The organism is Pseudocitrobacter cyperus, assembly GCF_039889165.1.
GTDB classification, from domain to species: domain Bacteria; phylum Pseudomonadota; class Gammaproteobacteria; order Enterobacterales; family Enterobacteriaceae; genus Pseudocitrobacter; species Pseudocitrobacter cyperus.
Window position 1 is genome coordinate 22,562 of sequence record NZ_JAYMYY010000006.1, and the last position, 12,978, is coordinate 35,539.

The window sequence follows — 12,978 nt, forward strand, 5'->3', positions numbered from 1 at the left end:
ACCGTACTGGACACTGTGCACAACCGGTTCCCTCTCCCTCCGGGAGAGGGTTAGGGTGAGGGGAAAACGAACACCGAACTAAAAACCGAGGATTGTCATGGCTGAATTACTGTTAGGCGTCAATATTGACCACATTGCCACCCTGCGTAACGCGCGCGGCACGGCGTATCCAGACCCGGTTCAGGCGGCATTTATCGCCGAACAGGCGGGCGCGGACGGCATTACCGTTCACCTGCGTGAAGACCGTCGTCACATCACCGACCGCGACGTGCGTATCCTGCGTCAGACGCTCGACACGCGCATGAATCTGGAAATGGCGGTCACCGAAGAGATGCTGAACATTGCCGTCGACACCAAACCGCATTTTTGCTGCCTGGTGCCGGAAAAACGTCAGGAAGTGACCACGGAAGGCGGTCTCGACGTTGCGGGTCAGCGTGACAAAATGCGCGATGCCTGCAAACGCCTCGCCGATGCAGGCATCCTGGTTTCTCTGTTTATCGATGCCGATAACGAGCAGATTAAAGCCGCGGCAGAAGTCGGCGCGCCTTATATCGAAATTCACACGGGTTGCTATGCCGATGCTGAAACCGACGCAGAGCAGGCCAAAGAACTGGAACGTATCGCGCACGCCGCAACCTATGCCGCAAGCCTGGGGCTGAAAGTGAACGCCGGGCACGGCCTGACTTATCACAACGTGAAAGCCATCGCCGCGCTGCCTGAGATGCACGAGCTGAATATCGGCCACGCCATCATCGGCCGCGCGGTGATGACGGGTCTGAAAGAGGCGGTTGCCGAAATGAAACGCCTGATGCTGGAAGCGCGCAAATAATGGCGATTCTGGGGCTCGGAACAGACATTGTCGAAATTACGCGTATCGAAGAGGTGATTACCCGCAGCGGCGATCGCCTCGCTCGTCGCGTATTAACTGACAATGAGTGGGCAATCTGGGAAACGCATCAGCAACCGGTGCGTTTTCTGGCGAAGCGCTTTGCGGTGAAAGAAGCGGCAGCGAAAGCCTTTGGCACCGGCATCCGTAATGGCCTGGCGTTTAACCAGTTTGAAGTGTACAACGACGAAATGGGTAAACCGAAACTGCGCCTGTGGGGCGAAGCGCAGAAGCTGGCGGAGAAACTGGGCGTGGCGCACATACACGTTACTCTGGCGGATGAGCGCCGCTATGCCTGTGCGACGGTGATTCTGGAAAGCTAGATTTTGTCGGCGTGGTGCATCGCCACAAATTTATCCCAAAGCTGTTCTTCGCTCTCGACGTGTGCCGGGTCTTTCAAAATAGTATTGGGGATCGGGCACACTTTCTGACAGGTCGGCGTCTCATAATGACCGATGCACTCGGTGCAGCGATCGCTATTGATCTCATAGATGCTATCACCCATCGAAATGGCTTCATTCGGACATTCCGGTTCGCACATATCGCAATTGATGCATTTTTTGGTGATTAACAGCGCCATCAGGAAACTCTCAGAAACAACCTATTCGGGCCGCGCATTATACGCGCATTTTCTGCTCAGACCATACTTTTTCCGGGGTAATCGTATCGCTACCGTAGTGATCTTTGATTTGCGTCAGCAGGTCGCGCACCGGCTCATCAGGAAGCAAATCGCTGCTGTGAACCAGCATGACCTGCTGGTAAAACGTCGGTTCCTGTAGCGACATCAGCCGCACGTTTTTTGCGGGCGTGGATCGGAGCAATGAACGCGTGAGCAGCGCGATGCCAATTTCAGCCTCGGCATATTCCAGGCAGGAGTAGTGGTTATCCAGCTCGCAAATGATATTGGGTGCGATATGACGCCTGCCAAGCTCACTGGCAATCACCCCTCGCAGCAGCAATGATTCATTGAGGATGATAATGGGTTGCCCAGCCAGTTGTTCCAGATGTAACGTAGCCTGCCGCGCCAGAGGATGGGAAAGCGGTACTGCCGCCACGATCTCATCCTCAAAGAGGCGGATCGCGCAGATGTTTTCAGGCACACGGCACTGATAAACGATACCAAAGTCGATCACTTTATCGCCGATTTTTTTAATCGTCTGTTCTGTGGAAAACTCTTTTACCGTCAGGGCTATCTCCGGATATTTCGCACTAAATTGTTTGAAAATGGGCAGCACCAGATGGCTTCCCGAGACGCCGAGAGAAATGTTATCGCGAGTCTGATATTGGTAGAGCGATAATTCATTCTGGGCTTTTTTTATATCCTGCAGGATTTTTATGGCATGGGTACGTAATACTTCCCCCGCACGGGTTAACTCAATGTGACGGCCTTTACGTTGGAAAAGAATAATTTTAGATGATGATTCTAATTGTTTTATTTGCTGGCTTAATGATGGCTGCGTAATAAACAGCCGTGCAGCGGCTCGCCCGTAATGCAGTTCGTCACTAAGTATCAGAAAAGACTGTAATTGCTTAAGGTTCATTGCAGGCTTCGCAGAATAGGAATTTATTATCACCATTATAAAAATTACCAAATGGTTTGCCTATTTCATCTTTTTTAAACTGTGAGCAGTTTATTTTTATAAAGGGAAATAAAAAATGGCGAAGCCAATTAACCGCTGGGGGATGCTGGCGGCTCATGTCTGTATTAACTTTGTGCTGGGAGGCGTATACGCGTTTAGTTACTTTAAAACGCCGCTGATGGCGCAATATCACTGGGATCCGGCGATGCTGGCCCTGGCCTTCTCAATCAATATGGGCATTATTCCCATCCCCATGATTTGGGGCGGTAAGATGATTGATAATGGCAAAGGCAAGCAGGCGATTGTCGTTGGCGGCATTCTGTTTTCACTGGGGTTCATTCTCTCGGGTTTTGTCGACAACCTCTATTTGCTGTTCCTGACCTACGGCGTACTGGCGGGGCTGGGCTCCGGCCTGGCGTTTACCGGCAATCTGAATAATATCCTCAAATTCTTCCCCGACCGCCGCGGCCTTGCCAGCGGCATCGTGCTGGCGGGCGTTGGAGTAGGGACGTTGCTCTGTACCAAACTCGCTGAATTTTTTATGGCACAAACCCATGATGTCAGCCGGGCGCTGCTCTATTTGGGCATCGTTTACCTGGTGGTCATTTTTGTCGTGCAGTTTTTCATCCGCAGCGCACCGGCGAAAGACAGCGGCGGCATCGCGGCTTCGCCAATGGATAAAGATTATCGTCAGATGCTGCGCGATCCACGATTCTGGCTGCTGTTCGCCATCCTGGCGCTGGGCGTTTTCTCCGGAATGGTGATCAGTTCCAGTTCAGCGCAAATCGGCATGATGCAGTACGGTCTGGCATCCGGTGCGATGGTGGTGAGTCTGGTCTCTATCTTTAACTCGGTGGGTCGTCTGTTCTGGGGCAGCGTGGCGGATAAACTGGGCGGATATCCAACGCTTATCACCGTCTACCTCTTTCTTGCGCTGTGCATGCTGGTGTTGCTCTTTTTCACTGGCAACACCGCGATGTTCTACCTGAGTGCGTTGGGCGTCGGGTTTGGCTATGCGGGCATTCTGGTGATTTTCCCCGGGCTTACCAGCCAGAATTTCGGCATGCGTAATCAAGGACTTAACTACGGATTTATGTACTTCGGTTTTGCCGTGGGCGCGGTGATCGCACCATACATTACTTCTGCTATTGCCAAATCCAGCGGCAGCTATGATCCCGTTTTTATACTCACAACCGGTTTGCTGGCGCTTGGGGTGATCCTGATTTTGTTTACCAAAAACTATGTCGCGAAAATTATGACGCGCATGAAAATGCAAGGAATCTGAGATGAAAATTGCAATAGCGGGCGCAGGCGCAATGGGCTGCCGTTTTGGTTATATGCTGGCTGATAGCGGCGTGGATGTTACGTTGATTGATGGCTGGAAAACGCATGTTGATGCCATCAATCAGCAGGGATTATTCGTCGAAACAGAAACCGACAGCCGCCGTTACTCCCTGCCAGCGATGCTGGCTGAAGATGCTCGCGGCGCCTTTGACGTGGTGATCCTGTTCACTAAAGCGATGCAGATGGCGGAGATGCTGCAAAAAATAGCGCCGGTGCTGGCCCGCGCAAAAGTGGTGATGACGCTCTCTAACGGCCTTGGCAACATTGAAACGCTGGAGCAGTATGTCGATCGCTCAGTGATTTATGCGGGGGTGACGCTGTGGTCTTGCGAGCTGGAGGGCCCGGGTCACATTCGTGCTACGGGGTCTGGCAATATCGAGTTGCAACCGATGATGTCGGCGGATATGGCCATGGCTGATCGGGTTGTCGATATGCTGAACCTTGCGGGACTCAATGCCGAACTCAGCGCCAACGTATTGCTCTCCATCTGGAAGAAAGCGGCCTTTAATAGCGTGATGAATACCTATTGCGCATTACTGGATTGTAATGTCGGGGAATTTGGTAAGCTCCCCGACGCGCTCAATATGGCGCGTACAGTGGTGCGGGAAATTGTTCTGGTTGCCAGAAGTCAGCAAATTCCGTTGACGGAAGAGATGGTGATGCACACTGTTCAGAAAGTTTTCGATCCGAGAGAAAGTGGTGAGCACTATCCGTCAATGCATCAGGATCTGCATAAAGGTCGACTCACTGAAATTGATTATCTGAATGGTGCGGTGGCGCGCATAGGTGAAGCGCAGGGAATAGCGGTGCCGGTGAATCGCCTGCTAACCCAACTTATTCACGCTAAAGAAGCGCAATAAAGATAATGCGCGGGCGTGAGCCCGCGCATTCACACCAGTTTCCTCACCAGAGCCTCGCTGTGGCGGATACGATCCGGCGCATTTTCCAGATCCTGCTGCACCAGCCCCATAAACAGTAAATCTGTCAGCATCATTTGAGCGCTGGTGGAAGAGATAGCCGCGCTGCGCGTGGCCTGTTCTTCCGCAATGGTATAAAGGCAGTGTGTTGCGCGCTGCTGCAGCGCATTGGGTGAAAAACCGGTGATAGCGAGAATTTTCCCCCCGGCGCGCAGCGTTTCATCCGCCGCCAGGTTAATCTCACGCCGCTCGCCGGAGTATGAGATAGCCAACAGCAGATCGCCGGAATTTAATGCCTGCACGCTGGCGAGCAGCGCATGCATATCCAGCTCGGCAACGGCGTTGATCCCGATCTTCATCAACTTCCAGCTAAAGTTTCGCGCCACCAGCCCGGAAGCGCCAATCCCGGTCAGTATGATGCGCCGCGTGTCGCGCAGTAGCGTGACGGCTTCCAGCAGCTTCTCTTCGTCGTTGACGTCGAGGGAGGCATGCATGGCGGCAATATTATCTTTAATCAGCTTTTCACCCACCAGACGCAGCGGATCGTCGCCGCGAATCTGGTTATGCACCGGAATAGAGTGCGGATTCGGGTTGCTGGCCAGCGCCTCGCTGAGTGCCAGTTTCAGGGCGGGGAATCCCTTAAACCCCAGTTTTTGCGCGAATTTCACCACGCTGGATTGGCTCACGCCTGACTGGCTTGCCAGTTGCTGTGAGCTGAGATGACGCGCCAGATCGGGCTGCGCCAGAATAAAATCGGCCAGTTTTTTATCGCTTTGCGCGAGATGCGGATATCGCTGGCGAATACGGATTAAACAATTCATACGCTCCTCAAGGGCAAAATTACGCAACCTCTCCCGACAACAATTCTGCTCGCCTGAAAGAATTATTATTCGATTATAACGGAATAACCTGAATTAAATATTCCACCTGGCGCAAATTATTGAAGACTTTTTGCGAGCCAGCGTTGAGGTGATGTTTCCGGAAATCACCAGCACTATCTGTTACGCTAATTAGCAGAGCATGGAACATTCATCGTTTAAAGGAGTTCGGTTTGGCAAACGACCCCCGTCGAGTCATTTTCTTCGACCTGGATGGCACCCTGCATCAGCAGGATATGTTCGGCACGTTTCTGCGCTATCTGCTGCGGCGGATGCCGCTAAACGCGTTGCTGGTACTGCCGTTGCTGCCGGTCATCGGTATTGCGCTGCTGGTAAAAGGGCGCGCCGCGCGTTGGCCAATGAGTTTACTGTTGTGGGGCTGCACCTTTGGACACAGCGAAGCCAAACTACGCGCGAAGGAGGCGGATTTCGCCACCTGGTTCCGCGCGAACGTCATTACATTTCCGGTGGTGCATAAGCGTCTGACCGAATACCTCGTCAGTACTGATGCCGATGTCTGGCTGATCACCGGCTCGCCGCAGTCGCTGGTGGAAAAGGTCTATTTTGATACGCCCTGGCTGCCGCGCGTCAATCTTATCGCCAGTCAGATAACCCGTAGCCATGGCGGCTGGGTACTGTCACTACGTTGTCTGGGGCATGAAAAAGTAGTGCAACTGGAGCGCAAAATCGGTACGCCATTGCGTCTGTTTAGCGGGTATAGCGACAGCAAACAGGATAACCCGTTGCTCTATTTCTGCCAGCATCGCTGGCGGGTAACGCCGAGGGGTGAACTTCAGCGGCTGGAATAGTGGGTAATCGACTCACCTCTATGTATAATGCGCCCCGTTTTATTATCTGGAGTGCCCGCTTTGTCCGACAATCAATTCGACCATGAATACTGGATGCGCCATGCGCTCACGCTTGCACAGCGCGCCTGGGATGAAGGGGAAGTGCCGGTAGGCGCAGTACTTGTACTGGATAATCAGGTGATTGGTGAAGGCTGGAATCGCCCTATTGGCCGCCACGATCCCACCGCTCACGCCGAAATTATGGCGCTGCGTCAGGGCGGTATGGTGTTGCAAAACTACCGCCTGATTAACGCCACGCTGTATGTCACGCTGGAACCCTGTGTGATGTGCGCAGGTGCAATGGTGCACAGTCGCATTGGTCATGTGGTGTTTGGCGCGCGCGATGCCAAAACCGGCGCTGCCGGGTCGTTAATGGATGTGCTGCATCACCCGGGGATGAACCACCGGGTGGACGTCACGGAAGGTGTGCTGCGCGAGCCGTGCGCGAATATGCTGAGTGATTTTTTCCGCGAGCGCCGCCAGCAGATTAAAGCGTTACGTAAGGCGCAGAAAGCCGCGGATCAGTGATGCGGTTTGGCCGCGTCGACCAGTTCGCTCGACGTTGCCCCCTGCACGCTGTGCAGGTAATCACGAGGCGACAGGGAGATAAACGGCAAAAAGTCGGCGTTGTTGTGGTTTATCTCATCCATCGTCACCGCCGGATAGTCGGCGGCGATGGCCATCTGCTGCGCCACTTTCTTCTCTTTCTCCGCCAGATACCCCACGAGGCTTATTTGATACTTACGAATGTTTTCGACATACGCATAGGCTTCATGCCCGCGCGCATAGCCGTAAGTGAGTTTGCTGTAGTAAGGTTTTTGGCTTAATAGCGGCAGACGTTGTTTTACTTCCGTCCAGCTATCCGGGTTGCCTTTTTGCTTCACCGTTAACGCACGGGCGTCGAGCATATGCGCGTAGCCCATATTATACGCGGCGAGTGCAAACCAAATTTTCTCATCCTGCGGTACGGTATCCGGTACTTTATCCATCATATCCAGCAGGTAACGCATTCCGCCGCCGATGCTTTGCTCGGCATCCGTGCGGTCAGTCAGCCCCAGGCTTTGGGCGGTATTTTTGGTCAACATCATTAGCCCGCGCACGCCAGTCGGTGAGGTTGCCTGCGCATCCCAGTGCGATTCCTGATAAGAGATAGCGGCCAGCAGTCGCCAGTCGATCTCCTTTGCATATTTTTCAAACAGCGGCTGCAGGTCAGGCAGAACGCTGTCGATGGCGCGCAGGAATGAACGGGTATCGACGTAATCGAAATCTCCGCCATGGCCGAGGTATTTTTCTTCCAGCCGCGCAAGCGTACCGTCTTCATTGATGGTATTGAAGAAGCCAAGCTGGGCGGCAGAGAGCGTATCGTCCTCATCGTTAACGCTAAACCAGGTGACGGGTTGCTCATCGGTGATATCCAGCGCGACCGCAAGTTCAGGGTGCACACGCTGGAACAGGCTAATCGCGACGGAATCGGCAATGGTGTAGTTCAAACGCCCTGCCAGTACCTCTTCCATTAATGCTTCGCTACTGCGCTTTTCATCCACCCGCCAGCCGATATCCGGGAATTTTGTCTCTTTTAAGTTTTGCAGGTCGTTAATGACCGCATGCCCCGGAGCAATCGCCAGATTTTCGGCATTCAGCTCGCCGAGTGAACGCGGCCGATAGCTGCCGACGCGATACACCACCTGCTGAGAGACGGAGTAGTAGGCCGGGCCTGCATGATAGTTTTTAACGCGTTCGCTGTTATACACCAGACCCGCTGCCAACAGGTCAGCCTTACCGTTATCGAGGTCGTCGAATAGCTCGCTGATATTTTGCCGCACGGTCACTTTCAGCTTTACGCCAAGGTAATCGGCAAACTGCTCTGTCAGGGCGTAATCCAGCCCATACTCTTTGCCATCGACGCGGGAGTAGGTTAACGGAGACACGATGGTACTGACGCGAAGCTCCCCCCGCGCCTGGATGGCGGCAATACGGTTGGCCGGTTGGTTGATCCAGGAGATCGAGGGCCAGAGGGCTGCTGCTAACAGCAGTGCGACGATGCCGATAAGCAGATAATTAATCTTTAATTTTTTCAAATAGTTAATTCTCTGCACTGACAGAGCCACTGTTTCCAGTGACCATAATAAGACTATGGTTTGTTACAGAATGAGCGGCATTTTGCGTAAGATTGCGCCAGTTGGCAACTAATTAGAGATATTCGTCACATCTATTGATAAAAAAAGGAAGTGATTTTATTTCCACGCAAACGGTTTCGTCAGCGCGCAGGATTCTCTATAATAACGCCCGTTTTCCCCCCTTGCGCACACTGAAAGCTTAGAAGACGAGAGACTTATGATGGAAATTCTGCGTGGTTCGCCTGCACTGTCTGCATTTCGTATTAACAAACTGCTGACGCGTTTTCAGGCAGCCAACCTCCCGGTAAGCAATATTTACGCTGAGTATGTCCATTTTGCCGATCTGGATGCTCCGCTTCACGACGAAGAGCGAGCCCGACTTGAACGTCTGTTAAAGTATGGCCCGAGCCTCAGCAGCCATACGCCATCCGGTAAACTGCTGCTCGTGACTCCCCGCCCTGGTACCATCTCCCCCTGGTCTTCAAAAGCAACCGACATCGCCCACAATTGCGGCCTGCAACAGATCCTGCGCCTGGAGCGCGGTGTGGCCTGGTATGTGGAAGCCTCTACGTTGACGGCGGAGCAGTGGCGTGAAGTGGCGGCGGAGCTGCACGATCGCATGATGGAGAGCGTCTTCGACTCACTGCAGGATGCGGAAAAACTGTTTGCTCATCATCAACCGGCTCCCGTTTCCAGCGTCGACCTGCTGGGGCAGGGGCGTCAGGCGCTCATCGACGCCAACCTGCGTCTGGGGCTGGCGCTGGCGGATGATGAAATCGACTATCTGCAGGATGCCTTCACTAAACTTGGGCGCAACCCGAACGATATCGAACTCTATATGTTCGCGCAGGCTAACTCTGAGCACTGCCGACACAAAATTTTCAACGCCGACTGGATTATCGACGGTGAACAGCAGCCGAAGTCGCTGTTCAAGATGATCAAAAACACCTTTGAAACCACGCCGGATCACGTGTTGTCTGCCTATAAAGATAACGCGGCGGTGATGGAAGGCTCTGAAGTGGGGCGTTATTTTGCTGACCACGAAACGGGTCGCTACGATTTCCACCAGGAGCCTGCGCACATCCTGATGAAGGTGGAAACCCACAACCACCCGACGGCGATTTCTCCGTGGCCGGGCGCGGCAACCGGTTCCGGTGGTGAAATTCGTGATGAAGGCGCTACCGGGCGCGGTGCAAAACCGAAGGCTGGTCTGGTCGGTTTCTCCGTATCTAACCTGCGTATCCCGGGCTTTGAACAGCCGTGGGAAGAAGACTTCGGCAAGCCGGAACGCATTGTTACCGCGCTGGACATCATGACCGATGGCCCGCTGGGCGGCGCGGCGTTTAACAACGAATTTGGTCGTCCGGCGCTGAACGGCTACTTCCGTACCTATGAAGAGAAAGTGAACAGCCACAACGGCGAGGAGCTGCGCGGCTATCACAAACCGATCATGCTGGCAGGCGGGATCGGCAACATCCGTGCCGATCACGTACAGAAAGGCGAGATCACCGTCGGTGCAAAGCTGGTCGTCCTCGGCGGCCCGGCGATGAATATCGGCCTTGGCGGCGGCGCTGCCTCTTCCATGGCCTCCGGTCAGTCTGACGCGGATCTCGATTTCGCGTCCGTCCAGCGTGACAACCCGGAAATGGAACGTCGTTGCCAGGAGGTTATCGACCGTTGCTGGCAGTTGGGCGATGCGAACCCGATTCTGTTTATCCATGACGTCGGCGCGGGCGGCCTGTCTAACGCCATGCCAGAGCTGGTGAGTGACGGCGGACGCGGTGGTAAATTCGAACTGCGCGATATCCTGAGCGACGAGCCAGGCATGAGCCCGCTGGAAATCTGGTGTAACGAATCGCAGGAACGTTACGTGCTGGCGGTGTCGCCTGAGCAGATGCCGCTGTTTGATGAACTCTGTAAGCGCGAGCGCGCGCCATATGCGGTCATTGGTGAAGCGACAGAAGAACTGCACCTCAGCCTGAATGACAAGCACTTCGACAATCAGCCAATCGACCTGCCGCTGGACGTGCTGTTGGGCAAAACGCCGAAGATGACCCGTGACGTCACCACGCTGAAAGCCAAAGGCGACGCGCTGGTTCGCGAAGGCATTACGATTGCCGATGCGGTTAACCGCGTTCTGCACCTGCCGTCTGTGGCGGAAAAAACCTTCCTCGTCACCATTGGCGACCGTACCGTCACCGGCATGGTGGCGCGCGATCAGATGGTCGGCCCGTGGCAGATCCCGGTGGCTAACTGTGCGGTCACTACCGCCAGCCTCGATAGCTATTACGGTGAAGCGATGGCGATTGGTGAACGTTCTCCGGTTGCGTTGCTCGACTTCGCGGCGTCTGCCCGTCTGGCAGTCGGTGAAGCGCTGACCAACATTGCGGCGACGCAAATTGGCAATATCAAACACATCAAACTGTCGGCGAACTGGATGTCTGCGGCAGGCCACCCTGGCGAAGACGCTGGCCTGTATGAAGCGGTGAAAGCGGTGGGTGAAGAACTTTGCCCGGCGCTGGGGCTGACGATTCCGGTGGGTAAAGACTCCATGTCGATGAAAACCCGCTGGCAGGAAGGTAACGAACAGCGCGAAATGACTTCGCCGCTATCGCTGGTGATTTCTGCGTTTGCCCGCGTGGAAGATGTGCGTCATACCATTACGCCGCAGCTTTCTACGGAAGATAATGCGCTGTTGCTGATTGACCTCGGTAAGGGTCATAACGCGCTGGGCGCCACTGCCCTGGCGCAGGTTTATCGTCAACTGGGCGACAAACCGGCTGACGTGCGTGATGTCGCGCAACTGAAAGGCTTCTACGACGCCATTCAGGCGCTGGTGGCAGAACGTAAACTGCTGGCGTATCACGACCGTTCCGACGGCGGCCTGCTGGTGACGTTGGCGGAAATGGCCTTTGCCGGCCACTGCGGCGTTGAGGCGGATATCGCCGCGCTGGGCGACGACCGATTGGCTGCGCTGTTCAGCGAAGAACTGGGGGCGGTAATTCAGGTTCGCGCGGCTGATCGTGAGGCGGTTGAAGCGCTGCTGGCAAAACACGGCCTCGGCGATTGTGTACATTATCTGGGTCAGGCCGTCGCGGGTGACCGCTTTGTGCTCACCGCCAGCGGCCAGCCGGTCTTTAGCGAAAGCCGCACTACGCTACGTATGTGGTGGGCGGAAACCACCTGGCAGATGCAGCGTCTGCGCGATAACCCGGAAAGCGCAGATCAGGAGCATCACGCGAAAGCCAACGATAACGATCCTGGCCTGAATGTGAAGTTAACCTTTGATATCAGCGAAGATATCGCCGCGCCCTATATTGCGAAAGGCGCGCGTCCGCAGGTGGCGGTACTGCGTGAGCAGGGCGTCAACTCCCACGTAGAAATGGCAGCAGCGTTCCAGCGGGCGGGCTTCGATGCTATCGACGTACATATGAGCGACCTGTTAGCCGGGCGTACCGGGCTGGCGCGTTTTGATGCGCTGGTGGCCTGTGGCGGCTTCTCTTACGGCGACGTGCTGGGCGCGGGTGAGGGCTGGGCGAAGTCCATCCTGTTCAACGACCGCGTGCGTGAAGAGTTCGAAACTTTCTTCCATCGTCCGCAGACCTTGGCGCTGGGCGTATGTAACGGTTGCCAGATGATGTCTAACCTGCGCGAACTGATCCCGGGCAGCGACTTGTGGCCGCGCTTTGTGCGTAATACTTCCGATCGCTTCGAAGCGCGTTTCAGCCTGGTGGAAGTGACCCAAAGCCCGTCTCTGCTGTTGCAGGGCATGGTCGGTTCGCAGATGCCGATTGCTGTTTCCCACGGTGAAGGTCACGTAGAGGTTCGCGATGCCGCGCACCTGGCAGCGCTTGAAAGCAAAGGCCTGGTGGCGCTGCGTTATGTCGATAACTTCGGCAAGGTGACGGAAACCTATCCGGCGAACCCGAACGGTTCTCCGAACGGGATCACCGCAGTGACCAACGAAAGTGGTCGCGTCACCATTATGATGCCACACCCGGAACGTGTCTTCCGTACCGTGGCAAACTCCTGGCACCCGGAAAACTGGGGCGAGGATGGGCCGTGGATGCGCATCTTCCGCAATGCGCGTAAGCAGTTAGGTTAAGTAAAAAGGCCGCGTAAGCGGCCTTTTTTATGGGATGACGATGTTAAGTGTCGGGAATTACAGACAATGATGATTAATGCTGTCTCCAAAAGGCGACATTTAACATATTGATTTTAGTGTACTTTAATTAGTGTTGTATAAAGTGTTGCTAATTAGCGACGCAAAGTGCAAAAAGTAATCATTTTATAAATGATTGATAATTTGTATATAACCTTTAAATATCATGGTGTTATCATGTTTCTTTAGATGTTGGCACACATCCTGCATTAATATAATCAGTGGCTCATTCACCCTCTTATGTCA

The 12,978-nt window shown here is 54.4% G+C and carries 11 protein-coding genes; 7 read left to right on the forward strand and 4 right to left on the reverse strand.

Annotation, left to right across the window (positions count from 1 at the left end; translation table 11 throughout):
• The first annotated feature begins 97 nt into the window (after window positions 1-97).
• Window positions 98-829: a pyridoxine 5'-phosphate synthase gene (pdxJ, locus tag VSR74_RS17925; RefSeq protein ID WP_231826490.1), complete on the forward strand. Its 732-nt coding sequence runs from the start codon at window positions 98-100 to the stop codon at window positions 827-829.
• The gene (acpS, locus tag VSR74_RS17930) at window positions 829-1,209 is read left to right on the forward strand and encodes a holo-ACP synthase (protein ID WP_347795978.1); all 381 of its coding nucleotides are present in this window, start codon (window positions 829-831) and stop codon (window positions 1,207-1,209) included. The genes pdxJ and acpS overlap by 1 nt, the downstream gene beginning before the upstream one ends.
• Here acpS and VSR74_RS17935 read toward each other — a convergent pair.
• Window positions 1,206-1,466 (reverse strand): YfhL family 4Fe-4S dicluster ferredoxin, encoded by a 261-nt coding sequence (locus tag VSR74_RS17935; RefSeq protein WP_015963398.1) that lies wholly within the window; start codon window positions 1,464-1,466, stop codon window positions 1,206-1,208. The genes acpS and VSR74_RS17935 overlap by 4 nt on opposite strands.
• A gap of 37 nt (window positions 1,467-1,503) precedes the next feature.
• Window positions 1,504-2,427, reverse strand: a complete 924-nt coding sequence (locus tag VSR74_RS17940; RefSeq protein ID WP_347795979.1) for a LysR family transcriptional regulator — start codon at window positions 2,425-2,427, stop codon at window positions 1,504-1,506.
• A 115-nt stretch (window positions 2,428-2,542) separates the two neighbouring features.
• On the opposite strand from VSR74_RS17940, the gene VSR74_RS17945 reads away from it, so the two are divergent.
• Window positions 2,543-3,751 (forward strand): L-lactate MFS transporter, encoded by a 1,209-nt coding sequence (locus tag VSR74_RS17945; RefSeq protein ID WP_347795980.1) that lies wholly within the window; start codon window positions 2,543-2,545, stop codon window positions 3,749-3,751.
• 1 nt (window position 3,752) lies between these two features.
• Window positions 3,753-4,670 carry an oxidoreductase gene (locus tag VSR74_RS17950; RefSeq protein ID WP_347795981.1) on the forward strand — a complete coding sequence of 306 codons (918 nt, stop codon included), beginning with the start codon at window positions 3,753-3,755 and terminating at the stop codon, window positions 4,668-4,670.
• 29 nt (window positions 4,671-4,699) lie between these two features.
• On the opposite strand, the gene VSR74_RS17955 is transcribed toward VSR74_RS17950, so the two are convergent.
• Window positions 4,700-5,548 carry a MurR/RpiR family transcriptional regulator gene (locus tag VSR74_RS17955; protein ID WP_347795982.1) on the reverse strand — a complete coding sequence of 283 codons (849 nt, stop codon included), beginning with the start codon at window positions 5,546-5,548 and terminating at the stop codon, window positions 4,700-4,702.
• A 230-nt stretch (window positions 5,549-5,778) separates the two neighbouring features.
• Between VSR74_RS17955 and yfhb the strand changes: the two genes are divergently transcribed.
• Both yfhb and tadA read left to right on the forward strand, forming a co-directional pair.
• The gene (gene yfhb / locus VSR74_RS17960) at window positions 5,779-6,414 is read left to right on the forward strand and encodes a phosphatidylglycerophosphatase C (protein WP_347795983.1); all 636 of its coding nucleotides are present in this window, start codon (window positions 5,779-5,781) and stop codon (window positions 6,412-6,414) included.
• 27 nt (window positions 6,415-6,441) lie between these two features.
• Window positions 6,442-6,981, forward strand: a complete 540-nt coding sequence (gene tadA / locus VSR74_RS17965; protein ID WP_347795984.1) for a tRNA adenosine(34) deaminase TadA — start codon at window positions 6,442-6,444, stop codon at window positions 6,979-6,981.
• Here the strand turns inward: tadA and mltF are convergent.
• Complete coding sequence (mltF, locus tag VSR74_RS17970; RefSeq protein WP_347795985.1) at window positions 6,975-8,531, reverse strand: membrane-bound lytic murein transglycosylase MltF; 1,557 nt, start codon at window positions 8,529-8,531, stop codon at window positions 6,975-6,977. The two genes, tadA and mltF, sit on opposite strands and share 7 nt — an antisense overlap.
• A 256-nt stretch (window positions 8,532-8,787) precedes the next feature.
• Between mltF and purL the strand changes: the two genes are divergently transcribed.
• Complete coding sequence (purL, locus tag VSR74_RS17975; RefSeq protein WP_347795986.1) at window positions 8,788-12,675, forward strand: phosphoribosylformylglycinamidine synthase; 3,888 nt, start codon at window positions 8,788-8,790, stop codon at window positions 12,673-12,675.
• Window positions 12,676-12,978 lie beyond the last annotated feature (303 nt).